The sequence below is a fragment of the Streptomyces sp. NPDC001515 genome, assembly GCF_053597115.1.
This window is the reverse complement of the sequence record NZ_JBSFHN010000023.1, coordinates 99,697-118,761: the sequence shown is the minus strand read 5'-3', so window position 1 is coordinate 118,761 and position 19,065 is coordinate 99,697. Positions and strand designations below refer to the sequence as shown.

At 72.6% G+C, this 19,065-nt stretch carries 20 protein-coding genes; 7 read left to right on the top strand and 13 right to left on the bottom strand.

The features are described from left to right. The first annotated feature begins 21 nt into the window (after window positions 1-21). Complete coding sequence (locus ACWCXC_RS24340) at window positions 22-1,176, top strand: adenosine deaminase (RefSeq protein WP_450681482.1); 1,155 nt, start codon at window positions 22-24, stop codon at window positions 1,174-1,176. Window positions 1,177-1,309: 133 nt separating this feature from the next. Then, window positions 1,310-1,627 carry a hypothetical protein gene (locus ACWCXC_RS24335; protein WP_450681483.1) on the top strand — a complete coding sequence of 106 codons (318 nt, stop codon included), beginning with the start codon at window positions 1,310-1,312 and terminating at the stop codon, window positions 1,625-1,627. An 82-nt stretch (window positions 1,628-1,709) separates the two neighbouring features. Here the strand turns inward: ACWCXC_RS24335 and ACWCXC_RS24330 are convergent, their stop codons facing one another. The 5 genes from ACWCXC_RS24330 to afsQ1 all read right to left on the bottom strand — a co-directional run bounded on the left by ACWCXC_RS24330 (window position 1,710) and on the right by afsQ1 (window position 5,544). Further along, complete coding sequence (locus tag ACWCXC_RS24330) at window positions 1,710-1,919, bottom strand: PspC domain-containing protein (protein WP_450681484.1); 210 nt, start codon at window positions 1,917-1,919, stop codon at window positions 1,710-1,712. A 90-nt stretch (window positions 1,920-2,009) separates the two neighbouring features. After that, window positions 2,010-2,576: a VanZ family protein gene (locus ACWCXC_RS24325; protein ID WP_450890522.1), complete on the bottom strand. Its 567-nt coding sequence runs from the start codon at window positions 2,574-2,576 to the stop codon at window positions 2,010-2,012. A 120-nt stretch (window positions 2,577-2,696) separates the two neighbouring features. Next, window positions 2,697-3,332, bottom strand: coding sequence for a hypothetical protein (locus tag ACWCXC_RS24320; protein ID WP_450890521.1), 636 nt, complete (start codon window positions 3,330-3,332; stop codon window positions 2,697-2,699). Continuing rightward, entirely contained in the window at window positions 3,329-4,870 is a 1,542-nt protein-coding gene (locus ACWCXC_RS24315) for an ATP-binding protein (protein ID WP_450681487.1), read from the bottom strand. The genes ACWCXC_RS24320 and ACWCXC_RS24315 overlap by 4 nt, the downstream gene beginning before the upstream one ends. Beyond that, the gene (gene afsQ1 / locus ACWCXC_RS24310) at window positions 4,867-5,544 is read right to left on the bottom strand and encodes a two-component system response regulator AfsQ1 (protein ID WP_026171255.1); all 678 of its coding nucleotides are present in this window, start codon (window positions 5,542-5,544) and stop codon (window positions 4,867-4,869) included. The genes ACWCXC_RS24315 and afsQ1 overlap by 4 nt, the downstream gene beginning before the upstream one ends. Before the next feature lie 257 nt (window positions 5,545-5,801). Here afsQ1 and ACWCXC_RS24305 point away from each other — a divergent pair, with 257 nt between their 5' ends. Continuing rightward, the gene (locus tag ACWCXC_RS24305) at window positions 5,802-6,545 is read left to right on the top strand and encodes a SigE family RNA polymerase sigma factor (protein WP_450681488.1); all 744 of its coding nucleotides are present in this window, start codon (window positions 5,802-5,804) and stop codon (window positions 6,543-6,545) included. Window positions 6,546-6,821: 276 nt separating this feature from the next. Here the strand turns inward: ACWCXC_RS24305 and ACWCXC_RS24300 are convergent, their stop codons facing one another. Further along, window positions 6,822-7,559: a uridine kinase family protein gene (locus tag ACWCXC_RS24300; RefSeq protein ID WP_450890520.1), complete on the bottom strand. Its 738-nt coding sequence runs from the start codon at window positions 7,557-7,559 to the stop codon at window positions 6,822-6,824. A gap of 80 nt (window positions 7,560-7,639) precedes the next feature. Between ACWCXC_RS24300 and ACWCXC_RS24295 the strand changes: the two genes are divergently transcribed. After that, window positions 7,640-8,056, top strand: a complete 417-nt coding sequence (locus tag ACWCXC_RS24295; protein ID WP_450681490.1) for a hypothetical protein — start codon at window positions 7,640-7,642, stop codon at window positions 8,054-8,056. Window positions 8,057-8,139: 83 nt separating this feature from the next. Here ACWCXC_RS24295 and ACWCXC_RS24290 read toward each other — a convergent pair whose 3' ends face one another. The 3 genes from ACWCXC_RS24290 to deoC are packed head-to-tail and all read right to left on the bottom strand — an operon-like array spanning window position 8,140 to window position 11,439. Beyond that, complete coding sequence (locus ACWCXC_RS24290; protein WP_450681491.1) at window positions 8,140-9,057, bottom strand: aldehyde dehydrogenase family protein; 918 nt, start codon at window positions 9,055-9,057, stop codon at window positions 8,140-8,142. Continuing rightward, complete coding sequence (locus tag ACWCXC_RS24285; RefSeq protein WP_450890519.1) at window positions 9,047-10,486, bottom strand: aldehyde dehydrogenase family protein; 1,440 nt, start codon at window positions 10,484-10,486, stop codon at window positions 9,047-9,049. The genes ACWCXC_RS24290 and ACWCXC_RS24285 overlap by 11 nt, the downstream gene beginning before the upstream one ends. 5 nt (window positions 10,487-10,491) lie before the next feature. After that, a complete protein-coding gene (deoC, locus tag ACWCXC_RS24280) occupies window positions 10,492-11,439 on the bottom strand; it encodes a deoxyribose-phosphate aldolase (protein WP_450681493.1) in 948 nt (315 codons plus the stop codon). Window positions 11,440-11,610: 171 nt separating this feature from the next. Between deoC and ACWCXC_RS24275 the strand changes: the two genes are divergently transcribed. After that, entirely contained in the window at window positions 11,611-12,249 is a 639-nt protein-coding gene (locus tag ACWCXC_RS24275) for a PH domain-containing protein (RefSeq protein WP_450681494.1), read from the top strand. Between the two features lie 197 nt (window positions 12,250-12,446). On the opposite strand, the gene ACWCXC_RS24270 is transcribed toward ACWCXC_RS24275, so the two are convergent. The 3 genes from ACWCXC_RS24270 to ACWCXC_RS24260 all read right to left on the bottom strand — a co-directional run bounded on the left by ACWCXC_RS24270 (window position 12,447) and on the right by ACWCXC_RS24260 (window position 15,538). Next, on the bottom strand, window positions 12,447-14,090 hold the full coding sequence (locus ACWCXC_RS24270) for a phospho-sugar mutase (RefSeq protein WP_450890518.1): 1,644 nt from the start codon (window positions 14,088-14,090) through the stop codon (window positions 12,447-12,449). A gap of 50 nt (window positions 14,091-14,140) precedes the next feature. Then, window positions 14,141-14,965 (bottom strand): purine-nucleoside phosphorylase, encoded by an 825-nt coding sequence (locus ACWCXC_RS24265; protein ID WP_450681496.1) that lies wholly within the window; start codon window positions 14,963-14,965, stop codon window positions 14,141-14,143. Window positions 14,966-15,100: 135 nt separating this feature from the next. After that, window positions 15,101-15,538, bottom strand: a complete 438-nt coding sequence (locus tag ACWCXC_RS24260; RefSeq protein WP_383650164.1) for a gamma-glutamylcyclotransferase — start codon at window positions 15,536-15,538, stop codon at window positions 15,101-15,103. Between the two features lie 261 nt (window positions 15,539-15,799). Here ACWCXC_RS24260 and ACWCXC_RS24255 point away from each other — a divergent pair, with 261 nt between their 5' ends. Further along, window positions 15,800-17,236: an NAD(P)H-quinone dehydrogenase gene (locus ACWCXC_RS24255; RefSeq protein WP_450890517.1), complete on the top strand. Its 1,437-nt coding sequence runs from the start codon at window positions 15,800-15,802 to the stop codon at window positions 17,234-17,236. Between the two features lie 152 nt (window positions 17,237-17,388). Next, window positions 17,389-18,342 (top strand): DeoR/GlpR family DNA-binding transcription regulator, encoded by a 954-nt coding sequence (locus ACWCXC_RS24250; protein ID WP_450681498.1) that lies wholly within the window; start codon window positions 17,389-17,391, stop codon window positions 18,340-18,342. A 15-nt stretch (window positions 18,343-18,357) separates the two neighbouring features. On the opposite strand, the gene ACWCXC_RS24245 is transcribed toward ACWCXC_RS24250, so the two are convergent. Beyond that, the gene (locus tag ACWCXC_RS24245; RefSeq protein WP_450681499.1) at window positions 18,358-18,957 is read right to left on the bottom strand and encodes a TetR/AcrR family transcriptional regulator; all 600 of its coding nucleotides are present in this window, start codon (window positions 18,955-18,957) and stop codon (window positions 18,358-18,360) included. Window positions 18,958-19,065 lie beyond the last annotated feature (108 nt).

The following is a 19,065-nucleotide window of genomic DNA, read 5'->3' as shown; positions in this document are numbered from 1 at the left end:
CGTAGGCGCTAGAGTGCGTGAATGATGAGCCCGACCCTCCATGTGCCCGGCCCGGATCAGATCCGGCGTGCCCCCAAGGTCCTTCTCCACGACCACCTCGACGGCGGACTGCGCCCCGGGACGATCGTCGAACTCGCCGCGGCGGGCGGTTACGACGGGCTTCCCGAGACCGACCCCGACAAGCTCGGGATCTGGTTCCGCGAGGCCGCCGACTCCGGATCGCTGGAGCGCTATCTGGAGACGTTCGCCCACACCTGCGCCGTCATGCAGACCCGTGACGCGCTCGTCCGGGTCGCCGCCGAGTGCGCCGAGGACCTGGCCGCCGACGGGGTCGTCTACGCCGAGATCCGGTACGCGCCCGAACAGCACCTGGAGGCCGGGCTCACCCTCGAAGAGGTCGTCGAGGCCGTCAACGAGGGCTTCCGGGAAGGGGAGCGGCGGGCCCGCGGCGACGGCAACCGCATCCGCGTCGGCGCCCTGCTCACCGCGATGCGGCACGCCGCCCGCTCGCTGGAGATCGCCGAACTCGCCAACCGCTACCGCGACCAGGGCGTCGTCGGCTTCGACATCGCGGGCGCCGAGGCCGGCTTCCCGCCCACCCGCCACCTCGACGCCTTCGAGTACCTCAAGCGCGAGAACAACCACTTCACCATCCACGCCGGCGAGGCGTTCGGGCTGCCCTCCATCTGGCAGGCCATCCAGTGGTGCGGCGCCGACCGGCTCGGCCACGGCGTCCGCATCATCGACGACATCGAGGTGGCGGAGGACGGCGGTGTGACGCTGGGCCGCCTCGCCTCGTACGTACGGGACAAGCGCATCCCGCTGGAGCTCTGCCCGACCTCCAACCTCCAGACCGGGGCCGCCGCCTCGTACGCCGAGCATCCGATCGGGCTGCTGCGGAAGCTGCATTTCCGCGCCACCGTCAACACGGACAACCGGCTCATGAGCGGGACCAGCATGAGCCGAGAATTCGAGAAACTGACCGAGACCTTCGGATACACGCTCGACGACATGCAATGGTTCACCGTCAATGCGATGAAGTCGGCGTTCATTCCTTTCGATGAACGTCTCGCGATGATCAATGACGTCATCAAGCCGGGGTACGCCGAGCTGAAGTCCGAATGGCTCTTCGAGCAGACCGCCGTGACCAGCGTCTCCTCCTCCACGGGCGCCTGAGAGGGCGGACGGAAAGCGGCTGGGAATTCCCCTTCCCGCCGCTTTTCCGCGTGTCGGCGGATGTTTGCGGGAGGGGGTGCGGGCTGACTAGGTTGCAGAGCCGCTCCCATCCCCTCCCCAAGGATGAATTCCTATGAAGAAGTCTTCCGCCCGGACGCTCGGTGTCGCCGTTCTCGGTGCCGCCTTCGCCGCTGCCGCCGCCGGTACCGCCTCCGCTGCCGCCCTCCCGCTGGAGACCGCCACCGGCGTCCTGCCCGTCGCCGGTTCCCTGGTGTCGGACGGCGCCTCCACGAAGGCCGTCCAGGACACCGCCACCCAGCTCCTCGGCACCAGCCAGACGAAGGTCCTCGGCGAGGCCACCGCCCCGGCCAAGGGTCTCCTCGGCGGTCTGCCCGCCGGCGGCGCCAACACCAGCGGGCTCGGGGTCAACGGGCTGCCGCTCGGCCGCTGAGCCAGGCGCCGCGTCCCGGCACACGTCAGTGGGCGGGCCCCCGGATCCGGGGGCCCGCCCACTGACGTGTGCCGCGTGCGCCCTACCAGGCGGCGGCCGTCGTTCCCGACGTCTTCTCCTCCGGGAGCAGCACCCACAGCGCCAGGTAGAGCAGGAACTGCGGGCCCGGCAGCAGGCACGAGACCAGGAAGACCAGGCGCATCGTCCGCGCGGAGGTGCCGAAGCGCCGTGCCAGCGCCGCGCACACTCCGCCGAGCATCCGTCCGTCACGGGGGCGGGCAAGTCCGGCCATGGTGGGCTCCTTCGCGAACCGTCCGGGGAGCGTTCCGTTGTGCTCCCGATGTATCCAGGATGGCCCGCACCACCGCTCCGGAGCGTCGCCCTACGGGGCGATGCCGACCCTGGAAATCGTCGGGGTGGACCCCTGAGGGCCCCGGGACTCCCGGGGCCGCTCGGTGTCGATCCGGGGCAGCGGAGCGATCCGCCGCGCCGCGCGGCGCCGCAGCCGGGCCCGCCACGCCGGGACGACCAGGACATGGGCGAGCCCGACGCCCACGGTGTTCAGGAGCAGCGAGTCCACGTCGACGACCTGGCCCGGCACCCCGGTCTGGCCCAGTTCGATCGCCAGCGAGATCAGCGCCCCGGCCGCGACCGTACGGGCCAGCGAGGACCACGCCGGGGCGGCGGGCCGGCCCCCGGCCAGCGGCAGCAGCACGCCCAGCGGGGCCAGCAGCAGGAGTTCCTTGCCGATGCGGCGGGCCGCCGCAGCGGGGCCGAGCGAGAGATCGGCCTTGATACCGGCGAAGGGCTGGAGGTTGGATGCGGTCATCCACGGCACGTCCAGCGGGCGCAGGGTCAGCCACCCGACGAGCAGCAGATACGCGAGGAGGAGTGAGACCCCGGCCGCGCGGAAGCGGATGACGGCTTGGCCGTCCGAACCTTGACGCACGATCCCCAAGACGCCGGGGGCGGCAGGATCGGTTCCGCACCCTCCGGGGAGACCTGGCTCACCCGGACCGGCCGGCGGCCCAACTCCCTTGCGGCGCGCCCTCGGCGGGTCCGCTCGCGGTCAGGGCCGCGGCGTCGTCGGGGCGGGCGACGGGATGGCCTTCGGGCTGGCCTTCGTCTCGGCGGTGCAGAGGTAGCCGCGCGGCGCGTAGGCTCCCGGGCCGCCGAGCGTCACCGTGTCGTCGGGGGTCAGCGCCTCGCTGTCCGCGAAGGTGCAGACGAGCTGCGCCAGCGCCTCCGGCGCGAGGTCCTCGGGCTGTTCGCTCAGCCGGAGGGTGCTCCTCGGATCGCCGGGGCCGGGGCCCGAGACCCGCAGGGCCGCCGGGACCCGGGTGGCGAAACCCGCCAGCCGCTCGGTCTCCGGCGGTTCCCGCCGCACCTCGTCCAGCAGCGCGCGGGCGATCCTGAGCCGGTCGGAGGTCGATTCCTGGACCCGTATCGTGCGGTCCACCGCGACCAGTTCGCCGGCGCAGACCAGATAGACCTGGACCGGGATGCCCTGCTGGGCCTGGGTGGCTATGTCCTCCGCGGGCATCGCGCACGGGACCCGGGACGGCGCCGGTCCGGCGTCCACCGGGACCGACGTCGTGCGGATCCCGCACCCCGCCGCCAGGGCCGCGCAGAGCACGGCGGCGGCGAGGGCGGCGGCGGGGCGGGCGGCGGCGGGGCGGGCGCCCCGGCGGTTGCTGGGCGTCACGACGCGTCGTCCTCCTGGTCCGGGAGCCGCGTCCCGTCGTGCTCCTCGCCGGTGCGGTTCAGCGCCTCGGCGTCGCGCGGCAGCCGCAGGACGAACACCGCGCCGTCGCCGTCCGGCGAGTTCGCCGCGGTGATGTCGCCGCCGTGGATGTGCGCGTTCTCCATGGCGATGGAGAGTCCCAGACCGCTGCCGTCGGACCGCGGCCGGGAGGCGCTCGCCTTGTAGAAACGGTCGAAGACGTGCGGCAGGACGTCCTCGGGGATGCCCGGACCGTGGTCGCGGACCTCGATGAGGAGATCGTCGCCCTCGGTCCGCACCGCGACCCGGACCGGCGAACCGCCGTGCTTCAGGGCGTTGCCGATCAGATTGGCCAGGATCACGTCGAGCCGGCGCGGATCGAGGCGGACCATCATGCCGCGCTCGGCGTCCAGGTCCACCGCGTCCAGCCAGGCGCGGGCGTCGATGCACGCGGTCACCTGGTCGGCCACGTCGACCGTGTCGAGCACCAGCCGGGCGGTGCCCGCGTCGAAACGGGTCACCTCCATCAGGTTCTCCACCAGGTCGTTGAGCCGCCGGGTCTCGCTGACCACCAGGTTCACCGCGGGCGCGATCATCGGGTCGAGGCTGTCCGCCTCGTCCTCCAGCACCTCCGTGACGGCGGTGAGCGCGGTCAGCGGGGTGCGCAGCTCGTGCGACATGTCGGCCACGAAACGGCGGCTGGACTCCTCCCGCGCGCTCATGTCCGCGACCTTCTTCTCCAGGGAGCCGGCCGCGCGGTTGAACGTCCGGGAGAGCTCGGCCAGTTCGTCCGTGCCGGAGACCACCAGACGGGTGTCCAGCTTGCCCTCGCCCAGCTTGCGGGCGGCCTCGCCGAGCCGCTGCACGGGCCGCAGCACCGTCGTCGCCGCCGCCTGCGCGAGCAGCGCGGAGCCCACCAGGGCCAGCGCCGTGGCGATCCCCAGCGACCAGGCCAGCGAGTTGAGGTCCTGCCGCTCCTGGTCGAGCGACTTGAGCATGTAGCCGGTCGGACCGCCGCCGATGATCTTCGTGCCGGCGACCAGGTACGGCGTCCCCCGGATCGAGGTCCGCTGCCAGAACAGGTGGTACGCGTACTTGTTGCCCGCCTTCACCGGCTGCTTGCGGTCGACCTGCTCCCGGAGCGAGTCCGGGACGTTGTCGCGCGTGAAGGTGTCCAGATCGGAGTTGCCGACGATGGGCTTGCCCGGATCGCGCTCGTCTATCAGCAGGACGCTGTAGCCGGGGCTGCTGCTCGCCATCTGCACGGCGGCCGTCTGGAGGTCGTCCCGCGACGGCTTCAGCGGCAGCGAGGCCGCCCGGGTCTGCATCTCCTGGCGGAAGTCGCCGAGCGCCGCGTCCTGCGTACGGGTCAGCACCGCCTCGCGGTTCAGCCAGTACGCGATCGCGGACGCGGACACCGCGGCCGTGAGCGCGACCAGCGCGAAGACGATGACGAGCCGCAGCCGCAGGCTGGTCCAGCGGAGCCCGCTGAGCAGGCCCCGCCGCACAGCCGTGCTCACTGCGGCGAGTCCAGCCGGTATCCGACGCCCCGTACCGTACGGATCAGGGTCGGCGAGGACGGTACGTCCTCCACCTTGGCGCGCAGCCGCTGCACACAGGCGTCCACCAGCCGGGAGTCACCGAGGTAGTCGTGCTCCCAGACCAGCCGCAGCAGTTGCTGCCGGGACAGGGCCTGGCCGGGCCGGCGGCTCAGCTCCAGCAGCAGCCGCAGCTCGGTCGGTGTGAGCTGGAGGTCCTCGCCGTTCTTGGTGACCGTCATCGCGGAGCGGTCGATCACCACGTTGCCGAAGGTCGCGGAGTCGGTGGACTCCCGTTCGCCGCGGCGCAGCACCGCGCGGATCCGGGCGTCGAGCACCCGGCCCTGCACGGGTTTCACCACGTAGTCGTCGGCCCCCGACTCCAGACCGACCACGACGTCGATGTCGTCGCTCCGCGCGGTCAGCAGGATGATCGGCAGCTGGTCGGTGCGCCGGATGCGCCGGCACACCTCGAAACCGTCGATCCCGGGCAGCATGACATCCAGCACGACCAGGTCGGGCCGCTGCTCACGGAGCAGATTCAGGCCGTCCTCTCCCGTCGCCGCGGTGGCCACACGGTGGCCCTGGCGAGACAGCGAGAGTTCGAGGGCCGTGCGGATGGCGTCGTCGTCCTCGATCAGCAACAGGAAAGGCACGCTGGTCATTCTGACCCATGGGGGTGCCCCAGTTCGACAGTTGGTCCCCTCTCTTGCCTCCCGCACCCCGTTCCCACCCGTCCCACGCGCCTCTTGCGTACGTTCCGCGCACGGTCCGGACACCCTCCGTGCCGCACCCCGCGCTCGCCCCGGGGCCTGTGACAGGTCTGTGACAGTCGGCGGACAGCGCCATGAAATCGCCCCGGCAAGCTCATTGGCACAAGGAACGGACAGACTCCACCGATGGGGGGCGCGAGATGAACACAGCTCACAGCATCACCGCAAGCGCAGTCGTCACGCGTCTCCACGACGTCGGGCGGAGCACCGAGAAGTCCGGCGCGGCACTGAACGGGCGGGGGTGCGAGCGCGCCGCGAGGCGTCCGCACCCGGCGTTCATGACGGTGGTCGACGCCGGCGACGGGGGAAGCGCGTACGGGGAGGGCTCGGGGGAGCGGAAGGCCCCGGCGCGGACCGAGGACGCCGAAGCGGCGTTCACGGCCTACGTCCGGGAGCGCCGTGCCTCCCTGTACGCCACCGCCTACCACCTGACCGGTGACCGGTTCGAGGCCGAGGACCTGCTCCAGAGCGCGCTGTTCTCGACGTACCGGGCCTGGGACCGTATCAGCGACAAGGCGGCGGTCGGCGGCTATCTGCGCCGCACCATGACCAATCTGCACATCAGCGCCTGGCGCAGGCGCAAGCTGAACGAATACCCGACCGAGGAGCTGCCGGAGACGGCGGGCGACACGGACGCGATGCGCGGTACGGAGCTGCGCGCCGTGCTCTGGCAGGCGCTGGCGCGCCTCCCCGAGCTCCAGCGCACGATGCTCGTCCTGCGGTACTACGAGGGCCGTACGGACCCGGAGATCGCGTCCATCCTCGACATCAGTGTCGGCACGGTGAAGTCGAGCATCTGGCGGTCCCTGCGCCGGCTGCGCGAGGACGAGGTCCTCAGCTTCGGCCGTGACGAGGAGGAGTCCTTCGGCGAGCTGGTGGCCTGAGGCTACGGGGGAAACGCGGGTGGGCTCGGGGGAGCCCGGGGGACCCGCGGAACACGGGGGAGAAGAGGGGGACCACGGGGGAACGTGATCGCCGCTTCGGGGGAAGCGGCGGTGCACGGGGGAAACACGGGGAAACACGAAGGGCCGGACGGGCCGGGGGGTCTTGTCCGGCCCTTCGGCATGTCCGCGTCCGGGGAGGCCCGATCCTCCGGCGGTTACGTCCGGGCGCCCACGGCCCTTCAGGGTCCCGGCTCTCGGTGCGGGTGTTCCCGTCCGTCAGCCGGCGTCGGGCACGGCGGTCTTGGCCGGCACGGTCGCACTCGCCTTCGCGGGGGGCCGGCAGCGGCCCGCCGCCGCGGCGGCCAGCCGGCCCAGGGCCTCGTCCTTGCCGCAGGGGTACGCGCCCAGCGCGGTCTGGCGGGCCACGATCCGGCGCTCGCCGCGCATCAGCCGCCAGCCGCGCCGCAGCAGGAACGGCACCGACTTGCGGCCCTCGCGCAGATCGCGCAGGAGCCGGCGGCGGAACGTCGTCGAGGGGCGGCCGCGCAGGCACAGCGCGTCGGCGAGGACGCCCAGCGACTGGCACCGGCCCACGATGTCCGCGGCGAAGATCCCCTCGGCGACGAACAGCGGGGTGCGCTCGATGTGGAAGCCCTCGTGGCCGGTGCGGGAGCTGGTGGCGATGTCGTACACCGGCACGTCCGTGTGCCCGGTGCGGCAGAGTTCTTCGATCGCGGCGACGGCGGCGTCCGCGTCCCAGGAGTCGGGGGAGTCCCAGTCGATGTCCTGGGAGCCGGCGACGAGCGGCAGCGTGGGGTCGCCCGCCTCCTTGTAGAAGTCGTCGAGCCGCAGCACCGGAAGGCCGGTGCGCGCGGCGAGGGAGGACTTGCCGGAACCGGAGGGGCCCGCCAGCAGGACGACACGGCTCGAAATCGCTTGGGAACTCACAGAACACGAGTGTGACGCATTGACCCGCACAGGGGATCCCCCGGAGGTCTTGTTGGTATCCAGCATCACACCTCAACTACGCTACGCATTCAGTCGATTACCCGATTCGATCGACGGTTCGATCGACCCGACCAGGTGGGAACCCCATGGCACGTCACGCACGATCCACGTCCCGGCGCCGCACGCTGCTGCGCGCGGGCCTGACCGTCACCGCGGTCGGCGCCGCGCTCGGCGCGGGGGGTGCGGCGGCCCAGGCCGCCCCGCTGCCCCTCGTCCAGGCGACCGGCACCGACACCAGCATCGGCGACGCGACCGAGGCGGCCGGTGGCGCGGTCACCGGAGCCCTCGGCAGCGCGGTGGGCAACGGACTCGCCCCCGTGACCCACCTCAGGCTCGACCCGCTGGCCGGGACCGGCGTGGACCCGCTGGACAACGCGGTCGGCACCCAGATCGCCGACTTCAAGCCGGTCTCCACCGCCCTGGTCACCGACTCGCTCACCAGCGGCGGCGCGCTCAAGGACCTGCCGATCGTCGGCCAGGTCACCGGGCTGCTGCACGGCTGACGCAGGCCGGCGCGCACGAGGGCGCGGACCGGGCCCCGGATCTCTCCGGGTGCGTCGGTCCGCGCCCTCGTGCCGCGTACGGATCAGTACGAGGAGCCCGACACGCCCAGCGCGCCCGTCGGGTGCCAGACCGTCTTGGTCTCCAGGAACGCGGTCAGCCGGTGCGTGCCGGGGTCCGCGGACCAGTCGGCCTCCGCCTCGCCGTCACCGCCGCCGTCCACGGCGTGCGGGCGGGCGACGCGCTTGAGGTTGTCGGCCGCCGCGATCTCCAGCTCCCTGGCCAGGTCGGCCCCGGCGCCCGTGAGGTCGATGCCGTTGACGTCCTGGTGCGAGGCCAGGGGCGTGGCGATCTCCGCCGTACGGCCGGACAGGATGTTGACGACGCCGCCCGGGACGTCCGAGGTGGCCAGCACCTCGGCCAGGGAGAGTGCGGGGAGCGGGGCGTGCTCCGAGGCGACGACGACCGCCGTGTTGCCGGTGGCGATCACCGGGGCCAGCACCGAGACCAGGCCCAGGAACGACGACCGCTGCGGCGCCAGCACCGCCACGACACCGGTCGGTTCGGGCGTCGACAGGTTGAAGAACGGTCCCGCGACCGGGTTCGCCCCGCCGGCGACCTGGGCGATCTTGTCGGTCCAGCCCGCGTACCAGACCCAGCGGTCGACGGCCGCGTCCACCACCGCCGCCGCCTTGGACTTCGACAGGCCCTCGGCCTCCGCCACCTCGCGGACGAACTGGTCCCGGCGGCCCTCCAGCATCTCCGCGACGCGGTAGAGGACCTGGCCGCGGTTGTACGCGGTGGCGCCCGACCAGCCGCCGAACGCCTTGCGGGCGGCGACGACCGCGTCGCGCGCGTCCTTGCGGGAGGACTGCGGGGCGTTCGCCAGCCACCTGCCCTTGGAGTCGGTCACCTCGTACACCCGGCCGCTCTCGGAGCGGGGGAACTTCCCCCCGACGTACAGCTTGTAGGTCTTGAAGACGCTCAGTCGGTCATCGGACATCGAGGTACGCCTCCAGGCCGTGGCGGCCGCCTTCGCGGCCGAAGCCCGACTCCTTGTAGCCGCCGAACGGCGAGGTCGGGTCGAACTTGTTGAACGTGTTGGCCCAGACGACGCCCGCCCGGAGCTTGTTCGCCACCGCGAGGATGCGGGAGCCCTTCTCCGTCCAGATGCCGGCCGACAGGCCGTACTGGCTGTTGTTGGCCTTGGCGACCGCCTCGTCCGGCGTGCGGAACGAGAGGACGGACAGCACCGGGCCGAAGATCTCGTCGCGGGCGATGGTGTGCGCCTGGGTGACGTTCGTGAAGAGCGTCGGGGCGAACCAGTAGCCCGCCGAGGGCAGTTCGCAGGGGGCGCTCCAGCGCTCCGCGCCCTCCGCCTCGCCGGTCTCGGCGAGCGCGGTGATCCGGGCCAGCTGCTCCGCGGAGTTGATCGCGCCGATGTCGGTGTTCTTGTCCAGCGGGTCGCCCAGGCGCAGCGTGGAGAGCCGGCGCTTGAGGGCGTCCAGCAGCTCCTCCTCGATCGACTCCTGGACCAGGAGGCGGGAGCCGGCGCAGCAGACCTGGCCCTGGTTGAAGAAGATGCCGGTGACGATGCCCTCGACGGCCTGGTCGATCGGGGCGTCGTCGAAGACGATGTTGGCGCCCTTGCCGCCCAGTTCCAGGGTGACCTTCTTGCCGGTCCCCGCGACCTGGCGGGCGATCGCCTTGCCGACGGCGGTCGAGCCGGTGAAGGCGACCTTGTTCACGTCGGCGTGCTCCACGAGCGCCCGGCCCGCGTCGCCGTATCCGGTGAGGATGTTGACGACGCCCCGGGGCAGCCCGGCCTGGCGGCAGATGTCCGCGAAGAACAGCGCGGAGAGCGGGGTCGTCTCGGCGGGCTTGAGGACCACCGTGTTGCCCGTGGCGAGCGCCGGGGCGATCTTCCACGCGAGCATCAGCAGCGGGAAGTTCCACGGGATGACCTGGCCGGCCACGCCCAGCGGGCGCGGGTCGGGGCCGTAGCCCGCGTGGTCCAGCTTGTCGGCCCAGCCCGCGTAGTAGAAGAAGTGCGCGGCGACCAGCGGGAGGTCCGCGTCGCGGGTCTCCTTGATCGGCTTGCCGTTGTCCAGGGTCTCCAGGACGGCCAGTTCGCGGGAGCGCTCCTGGATGATCCGGGCGATCCGGAAGAGGTACTTGGCGCGCTCGGAGCCGGGCAGCGCCGACCACTTCTCGAAGGCCCTGCGGGCCGCCTTCACGGCCCGGTCCACGTCCTCGGCGCCCGCCCGCGCGACCTCGGACAGCACCTCCTCGGAGGACGGGCTGACCGTCTTGAAGACCGTGCCGTCGGCCGCGTCGGTGAACTCACCGTCGATGAACAGGCCGTACGACGGGGCGATGTCGACGACGGAGCGGGACTCCGGCGCCGGTGCGTACTCGAATGCGGATGCCATGGGTATCAGTCCACCGTCACGTAATCGGGGCCGGAGTAACGGCCGGTGCTGAGCTTCTGGCGCTGCATCAGCAGATCGTTCAGCAGGCTGGAGGCGCCGAAGCGGAACCAGTGGTTGTCCAGCCAGTCCTCGCCCGCCGTCTCGTTCACCAGCACCAGGAACTTGATCGCGTCCTTGGAGGTGCGGATGCCGCCGGCCGGCTTCACGCCGACCTGCACGCCGGTCTGCGCGCGGAAGTCGCGCACCGCCTCCAGCATCAGCAGGGTGTTCGCGGGGGTGGCGTTGGTGGCGACCTTGCCCGTGGAGGTCTTGATGAAGTCCGCGCCGGCCAGCATTCCGAGCCAGGAGGCCCGCCGGATGTTGTCGTACGTGGACAGCTCGCCGGTCTCGAAGATCACCTTGAGCCGGGCGGCCCCGCACTCCGCCTTCACGGCGAGGATCTCCTCGTACACCTTCAGATAGCGGCCGGACAGGAACGCGCCCCGGTCGATCACCATGTCGATCTCGTCGGCACCGGCCGCGACGGCGTCGCGGACGTCCGCGAGCTTCACGTCCAGCGCGGCGCGCCCCGCCGGGAAGGCGGTCGCCACGGAGGCCACCTTCACACCGGAGCCGGCCAGCGCGGCCGCGGCGGTGGCCGCCATGTCGGGGTAGACGCAGACGGCGGCGGTGCGCGGCACCGTGCGGTCGGTGGGGTCGGGGTGGAGGGCCTTGGCGGCCAGCGCCCGGACCTTGCCCGGGGTGTCCGCGCCTTCCAGCGTCGTCAGGTCGATCATCGAGATGGCCAGGTCGATGGCGTACGCCTTGGCCGTCGTCTTGATCGAGCGGGTTCCGAGCGCGGCGGCGCGGGCTTCCAGGCCGACGGCGTCGACGCCGGGCAGCCCGTGCAGGAAGCGGCGCAGCGCACTGTCGGACGCCGTCGCTTCGGCGAATGCGGGTGCAGTGGTGGGCATGGTCACCAGAGGAGCATATCTACGCGCGTAGCGGCCTGTACAGGGGGTGGGGTCCGGCCACGGTTCCCGGCACCCGCCCCGCACGGTCCGCCACCGCCCCGCGCGGGGCCCGTCCGCGTGTCCGGACGGCCGCCCCCGCGCCCGCCGCGGCCGTCAGGCAGAATCGGGCCCATGACGAGCCCCACGCCGCCCTCCGAGCCCACCTACGCCGACCGGACCTTCCGGTCGCCCGCCGGGCTGGTCGGGGGCGCCCTGATGCTCCTGCTCCTCTGCTGGATCGGCGGGGACGCCGCGTTCCGGGGTCACGGCCGGGTGCCGTGGCTGGCGCTGGCCGGGCTGCTGACCTCGGTGCCGCTGGTGGTCGCCTTCACCCTGCGCCCCGTCGTCGCCGTCAACGACGAACGCATCCGCATCCGCAACCCGTTCCGCACGATCGTGCTGCCGTGGACCGAAGTCGCCGACGTCCGCGCCGGGTATTCGAGCGAGCTGTTCACCGCCGACGGCCAGAAGTTCCAGCTCTGGGCGGTCCCGGTCTCGCTGCGCCAGCGCAAGAAGGCCGCCCGCAACCAGTCGCGCGCCGCCATGGACGACCCGCATCGCCGTACCTCCGTCACCGCCGACGTCCGGGACTCCAAGGCCCGGGTCGCCCCCGCCGACCAGACGGTCGTCGATCTGCGGGAGCTGGCCGAGCGCGCCGGCGACGAGCCCCTCCCCGGCGGCACCGCCCGCTCGATCCGCTGGGCCTACGAGATCATCGCCCCGGCCGTCGTCGGCGCGGTCCTGCTCGTGGTGCTGGGGGCGTTCGGCTGATCTCCGGGCGCCCGTCCGGGGCCCCGGTGTGTACGCCCGGTGGCCGAGGTCAACCAGCGGGTGAAAGCGGACCGGTTCGGCGGTTTTTCGGTGTACCGGACCCCTCCGTCTCCTTGCATGGCGCCTGCCTCACCGGCATCCGACCGGACGGCGGGGAGGCGGCCACGAAAACGTGACCCCGGGGCCGGCCGCACGGATCAGATCCCGGCCGCGGCCGCCAGGTCCCGCCGGATGCCCGCCAGCAGCTCCGCGCCTCTGGTCCGGGCGCGGGGCAGCGCGGCGGCCGAGGCGACCGGCACCACGACCTCCAGATAGCACTTGAGCTTGGGCTCGGTGCCGCTCGGGCGGACGATCACCCGGGCGCCCTCCAGCTGATAGCGCAGCCCGTCCGTGGGCGGCAACCGCTTCGAACCGCGCGCCAGGTCCTCGGCCGAGACGACCGGGAGACCCGCCAGCGAGACCGGCGGGTGCTCGCGCAGCCGGCGCATCGCGTCCGCGATGACGGACAGGTCCTCCACCCGCACCGACAGCTGGTCGGTGGCGTGCAGCCCGTGCTCCACCGCCAGATCGTCCAGCAGATCGAGCAGGGTGCGCCCCCGCTCCTTGAGCACCGAGGCGAGTTCGGCGACGAGCAGCGCCGCCGTGATGCCGTCCTTGTCGCGGACGCCGTCGGGGTCGACGCAGTAGCCCAGCGCCTCCTCGTAGCCGTACCGCAGGCCCTCCACCCGGGCGATCCACTTGAAGCCCGTCAGCGTCTCCTCGTAGCCGAGGCCCGCCTTCTCGGCGATCCGGCCCAGCAGCGAGGACGAGACGATCGACTCGGCGAACACCCCGGTGGCGCCCCGCGCCACCAGATGCGCGGCGAGCAGCGCGCCGACCTCGTCGCCCCGCAGCATCCGCCAGCCGCCCTCGGCCGACGGGTCCGGGACGGCGACGGCGCAGCGGTCGGCGTCCGGGTCGTTGGCGATGACGAGGTCGGGGTCCGTGCGGCGCGCGGTGGCGAACGCGAGGTCCATCGCGCCCGGCTCCTCCGGGTTGGGGAAGGCCACGGTGGGGAACGCCGGATCGGGCTCCGCCTGCTCGGCCACCAGCACCGGGGCGGGGAAGCCGGCCCGCGCGAAGGCGGCGGTGAGCACGGACGTGCCGACGCCGTGCATCGCGGTGTACACGACGCGCGCGGTGCGCGGCGAACCGGCCGCGAGCACCGCGTCCGTACGTGCCAGATAGGCATCCAGGACCGATTCGCCCAGCGTCTCCCAGCCGCCGCCGGGCCGGGGCACGGTCTCCAGGGGGCCGACCGCGGCGATGGCGGCGGCGATCTCACCGTCGGCGGGCGGCACGATCTGCGAGCCGTCGCCGAGGTAGACCTTGTAGCCGTTGTCGCGCGGCGGGTTGTGGCTGGCGGTGACCTCGACCCCGGCGACGGCGCCCAGATGCCGTATGGCGTACGCGAGGACGGGCGTTGGCAGCGGGCGGGGGAGCACGGCGGCGCGCAGTCCGGCGCCGGTCATCACGGCGGCGGTGTCCCGGGCGAAGTCGGCGGACTTGTAGCGGGCGTCGTACCCGACGACCACGAGCCCGTCGCCCTGCCCCCGGTCCTTCAGATACGCGGCGAGCCCGGCGGCGGCCCGGATGACGACGGAGCGGTTCATCCGCATCGGCCCGGCGCCGATCTCGCCCCGGAGCCCCGCGGTGCCGAACTGGAGGGTGCCGGAGAAGCGGTCGCCCAGCTCCTCCAGGTCCTCCGCGTCGATGAGCTTGGCCAGCTCCTCGCGCGTCTCGGGGTCCGGGTCCTCGGCGAGCCAGGTCCTGGCCCGGTCGATGAGGTCCTGTGTCGTCACGGTCGTCCGCCTTCCGGGGGGTGGCTGGGGTGGGATGGGCGCGGGTGCGGTCAGATCCGGTCGAGGACCCGGGCCAGCAGCGAGCCCATCCGGGTCGCCGAGTCGCGGCCCGCCTGGAGGACCTCCTCGTGGTTGAGCGGTTCGCCGCTCAGCCCCGCCGCCAGGTTCGTCACCAGGGAGATGCCCAGCACCTCCGCGCCGGCCTCGCGCGCCGCGATGGCCTCCAGCACCGTGGACATGCCGACCAGGTCGCCGCCCATCACCCGGACCATGGCGATCTCGGCGGGCGTCTCGTAGTGCGGCCCGGGGAACTGGACGTAGACGCCCTCCTCCAGGGTCGCGTCGACCTCCTTGCACAGCGCCCGCAGCCTCGGCGAGTACAGGTCGGTCAGGTCGACGAAGTTGGCGCCGACGATCGGCGACGCCGCCGTGAGGTTGATGTGGTCGCTGATCAGGACCGGCTGTCCCGGGCGCATGCCCTCGCGCAGTCCGCCGCAGCCGTTCGTCAGGACGACGGTCCGGCAGCCCGCGGCCACTGCGGTGCGCACCCCGTGCGCCACGGCGGCGACGCCCCGGCCCTCGTAGTAGTGCGTCCGGCCCAGGAAGACCAGGGCGCGCTTCTCGCCGATCCGGTACGAGCGGATCGTGCCGCCGTGGCCCGCGACGGCGGGGGCGGGGAAGCCCGGCAGCTCGGTCACCGGGAACTCGGCCTCCGGAACGCCGAGCGCCTCCCCGGCCGGCGCCCAGCCCGAGCCCATCACGAGGGCCACGTCGTGGGTCTCGGCACCGGTCAGCTCGCGCAGGCGGGCGGCGGCGTCGGCGGCGGCGGAGTACGGGTCGCCCTGGATGTGGTCCGGAATAACAGATGCGTTCACGCGGATGAGCGTAACCGCTGAATCCCTACGCGCGTAGATGCTCCTGGACAGAGTCTGGGCGTGTTCGTTCGTGTGTTCCCACAGTCGGGCCCGCGCACGGCCGTGAAACGGCAGTTCAGCGCGGGGGTCCGGGGCTCAGCAGGGGCGCTTGCGGAGCTCCATCACATAATCGTGCGGCGCGCCCGCGGACTCGGCCGCGTCCGCGATCTCGCCGAGGTAGCGCGCGGAGGGCAGACCGCCCTCGTACCCGTTCAGCACATAGATCCAGGCCGGCTCCTCGCCGTCCAGGGTGTGCACCCGCACCCGCATCCGCCGGTAGATGTCCAGGCCGACGCCCTCCCAGCGGTCCATGGAGTCCTCGTCCATGGCGGCCAGGTCGTAGAGGGCGACGAAGACCTGCGAACGCGGCGCCTCGACCACCGTGGCCAGCGCGCCCTCCCAGCCCATCTGCTCCCCGCCGAAGGTCAGCCGCCAGCCGTTCAGCCAGCCGGTGCCGCGCAGCGGGGAGTGCGGGGCGCGGCGCGTCATCAGCCGCGCGTCGAGGTTGCCGGCGTACGCGGCGTAGAGCGACATGGGATCGAGGGTACGGGAGGGGACGGCGGGAGCGTCGGTTACCGGAAGGTTGCCCCCCGCCGGGGGAGCGTGATCACCCGGCCCTCCCGGTTCCCGCGCCCGGTTCCCCGGCCGCCGCGCGCACGGATGGAGGGCCCCGGGGCGAAGCAGCTTGGCGCGTGCGGGACAATGAAGTACGTACTGCATTCCCCGGGGCGATCCCCCGGACCCCCGGCCGGGGCAGCAGACGGCCGCGGGACGAGAAACGCGAGGCGGACTTTCGTGACCCGGATCGTGATCATCGGCGGCGGACCCGGCGGGTACGAGGCGGCGTTGGTGGGCGCCCAGCTCGGCGCGGAGGTGACCGTCGTCGACTGCGACGGCCTCGGCGGCGCGTCCGTGCTCACCGACTGCGTGCCCTCGAAGACGCTGATCGCGACGGCGGAGGTGATGACCACCTTCGACTCCTCCTACGAGGAGCTGGGCATCATCGTCGCCGACGACACCCCGAGCGAGCAGGCCGCCCGCGTGGTCGGCGTCGACCTCGGCAAGGTCAACCGACGGGTCAAGCGCCTCGCGCTCGCCCAGTCCCACGACATCACCGCCTCGGTCACCCGGGCCGGCGCCCGGGTGATGCGCGGGCGCGGCCGGCTGGAGGGGCTCCAGGCCGCCGACGGCTCCCGCACGGTCGTGGTCACCGCGGCCGACGGCACCGAGGAGACCCTCACCGCCGACGCCGTGCTGATCGCCACCGGCGGTCACCCCCGGGAGATACCGGACGCGCAGCCCGACGGCGAGCGCATCCTGAACTGGACCCAGGTCTACGACCTCGACGTGCTGCCCGACGAGCTGATCGTGGTCGGCTCCGGTGTCACCGGCGCCGAGTTCGCCGGGGCCTACCAGGCCCTCGGCTCCCGGGTCACCCTCGTCTCCTCCCGCGACCGGGTGCTGCCGGGCGAGGACCCGGACGCCGCCGCCGTCCTGGAGGACGTCTTCCGCCGCCGCGGCATGAACGTCATGGCCCGCTCCCGCGCCCAGTCCGCCAAGCGGGTCGGCGACCGGGTCGAGGTCACGCTGGCCGACGGCCGGGTCATCACCGGATCGCACTGCCTGATGGCGGTCGGCGCCATTCCGAACAGCGCGGGCATGGGGCTGGAGGAGGCCGGGGTCCGGCTGAAGGAGTCCGGCCACATCTGGACCGACAAGGTCTCGCGCACCAGCGCGCCGGGCGTCTACGCCGCCGGTGACGTCACCGGGGTCTTCGCCCTTGCCTCGGTCGCCGCCATGCAGGGCCGGATCGCGATGTACCACTTCCTCGGGGACGCGGTCGCCCCGCTGAACCTGAAGACGGTCTCCTCCAACGTCTTCACCGACCCGGAGATCGCCACCGTCGGCTACACCCAGGCCGACGTCGACGCGGGCACCATCGACGCCCGGGTCGTGAAGCTGCCGCTGCTGCGCAACCCGCGCGCCAAGATGCAGGGCATCCGGGACGGCTTCGTCAAGATCTTCTGCCGCCCCGGCACCGGCATCGTGGTCGGCGGCTGTGTCGTCGCCCCGCGCGCCAGCGAGCTGATCCACCCCATCTCGATCGCGGTCGACAACAATCTGACCGTCGAACAGATCGCGAACGCCTTCACGGTCTACCCGTCGCTGTCGGGATCGATCGCGGAAGTGGCCCGGCAGTTGCACACCCGGAAGAGCGCGGGCGAGGCGTAACCGGGCACCGGGCGGCCGGAAGACGGCCGTTCGGTCAGTACGGGACAACAACAGGGCCGCCTATACCACTTGGCGACCCTCGGTATGCGCAACTTCTGCTATTCGCCGCAAACACCTGAAAACGCTCGGGCGGTCACGTTACTGTCAGTTCTGTGTTCGCTGCAGAACGTCGTCAGTTGATCCTCGAAATGGTGCGTGCCAACGGGGCGGTATCGCTCCGTGAGCTCGCCCGCGTCGTCCAGACCTCCGAAGTGACCGTACGGCGGGACGTGCGGGCACTGGAGGCAGAAGGACTCCTCGACCGCCGGCACGGCGGTGCGGTCTTGCCGGGCGGTTTCACGCGGGAGTCCGGCTTTCCGCAGAAATCCCATCTCGCCACCGCGGAGAAAACGGCCATCGCCGATCTGGCGGCCGGCCTCGTCGAAGAGGGCGAGGCCATCGTCGTCGGCGCCGGTACGACCACGCAGGAGCTGGCCCGCCGGCTCGCGCGGGTCCCCGGTCTGACCGTGGTCACCAACTCGCTGCTGGTCGCCCAGGCCCTGGCCCATGCCAACCGGGTCGAAGTGGTGATGACCGGGGGCACCCTGCGCGGTTCCAACTACGCCCTCGTGGGCAGCGGGGCCGAGCAGTCCCTCCAGGGGCTGCGGGTCTCCCGCGCCTTTCTGTCCGGGAGCGGCCTCACCGCCGAACGCGGACTCTCCACGTCCAACATGCTCTCCGCGAGCGTGGACCGGGCGCTGGTGCAGGCCGCGGCCGAGGTGGTGGTCCTCGCCGACCACACCAAGCTCGGCTCCGACACCATGTTCCAGACCGTGCCGACCGACCTCATCACCCGTCTGGTCACGGACGAACCGGCCGCGCACGACGACCGCTCGGCGGCGGAGCTCCAGGCCCTGGCCGACCAGGGCGTGCAGATCGCGGTCGCCGGACCCGGCGGGGCCGCCCCCGCCACCGACCCGCTGCCCTCCGGGCGCTCCTCGCGCCGCGAGATGCCCCTGCCGGGACAGCGCCGCACCCACACCCAGCAACTGCGGGGCGGATCGGTCCTGGCCGACCAGAGCGGCCAGGGCGAGCGGGCCAGAGTCGCCGACCTGCGCCGCCGCTGATCGTTCCCCCCTGGCTCAGGGGGCCGTCCGCAGGCCGAGCAGAGTGAGCGTCAGCAGCCGCTCGGCCAGCGCCGGATCGTCCGGCGACTGCTCGGCGGCGAGCGCGATGGCGTTGGTCAGCCGCATCAGATCGTCCATGGAGACGTCGGCGCGCACCGAGCCCGCCTCCTGCGCCCGGGACAGCAGCACCGCGCCCGCCTCGCGCAGGGGCACATTGCACCGGGAGAGCGCCGAATTCTCGTCCCGGCAGGTGGAGATGAGCGCCTGGGCCAGGCCCCGGTATTCACCCGCATGAGTGATCATCGCCCCCAGCCATTCCACCAGCGCGGCGCACGGGCGCTCGGCCGCCGCCAGTTCGCGGGAGCGGTCGATCAGGGCGGCCACCGCCTCCTGGAAGACCGCGCTCATCAGCGCGTGCCGCGTCGGGAAGTGCCGGTACAGCGTGCCGATGCCCACCCCCGCCCGGCGCGCCACGTCCTCCAGGGACGCGTCCGTACCGTGCTCGGCGAAGGCGGCGCGGGCCTCGGTGAGCAGCCGGTCGTAGTTGCGCCGCGCGTCGGCGCGCATGGGCCGCTGCGGCGCGAGGGCCGGTGTCCGTGCCGTGCTGATCGCCATTGCGCAGTCCTCCCAGTGTCCGCACCGGGGTCCAGGATGCCACCGCGCGGGCGGAGCGATCCTCCCGCACGACGACCGGCGCCCCGCCAGCGTCGGATGACGTGGGCG

Coding starts and splice junctions, on each gene's coding strand:
- ACWCXC_RS24295 (WP_450681490.1), top strand. CDS start 7,640: ATGGCACGTCACGCACGATCCACGTCCCGGCGCCGCACGCTGCTGCGC.
- ACWCXC_RS24245 (WP_450681499.1), bottom strand. CDS start 18,957: ATGGCGATCAGCACGGCACGGACACCGGCCCTCGCGCCGCAGCGGCCC.
- ACWCXC_RS24305 (WP_450681488.1), top strand. CDS start 5,802: ATGAACACAGCTCACAGCATCACCGCAAGCGCAGTCGTCACGCGTCTC.
- deoC (WP_450681493.1), bottom strand. CDS start 11,439: ATGCCCACCACTGCACCCGCATTCGCCGAAGCGACGGCGTCCGACAGT.
- ACWCXC_RS24300 (WP_450890520.1), bottom strand. CDS start 7,559: ATGCTGGATACCAACAAGACCTCCGGGGGATCCCCTGTGCGGGTCAAT.
- ACWCXC_RS24260 (WP_383650164.1), bottom strand. CDS start 15,538: ATGTCGCTCTACGCCGCGTACGCCGGCAACCTCGACGCGCGGCTGATG.
- ACWCXC_RS24290 (WP_450681491.1), bottom strand. CDS start 9,057: ATGTCCGATGACCGACTGAGCGTCTTCAAGACCTACAAGCTGTACGTC.
- ACWCXC_RS24330 (WP_450681484.1), bottom strand. CDS start 1,919: ATGGCCGGACTTGCCCGCCCCCGTGACGGACGGATGCTCGGCGGAGTG.
- ACWCXC_RS24335 (WP_450681483.1), top strand. CDS start 1,310: ATGAAGAAGTCTTCCGCCCGGACGCTCGGTGTCGCCGTTCTCGGTGCC.
- ACWCXC_RS24285 (WP_450890519.1), bottom strand. CDS start 10,486: ATGGCATCCGCATTCGAGTACGCACCGGCGCCGGAGTCCCGCTCCGTC.
- ACWCXC_RS24340 (WP_450681482.1), top strand. CDS start 22: ATGATGAGCCCGACCCTCCATGTGCCCGGCCCGGATCAGATCCGGCGT.
- ACWCXC_RS24275 (WP_450681494.1), top strand. CDS start 11,611: ATGACGAGCCCCACGCCGCCCTCCGAGCCCACCTACGCCGACCGGACC.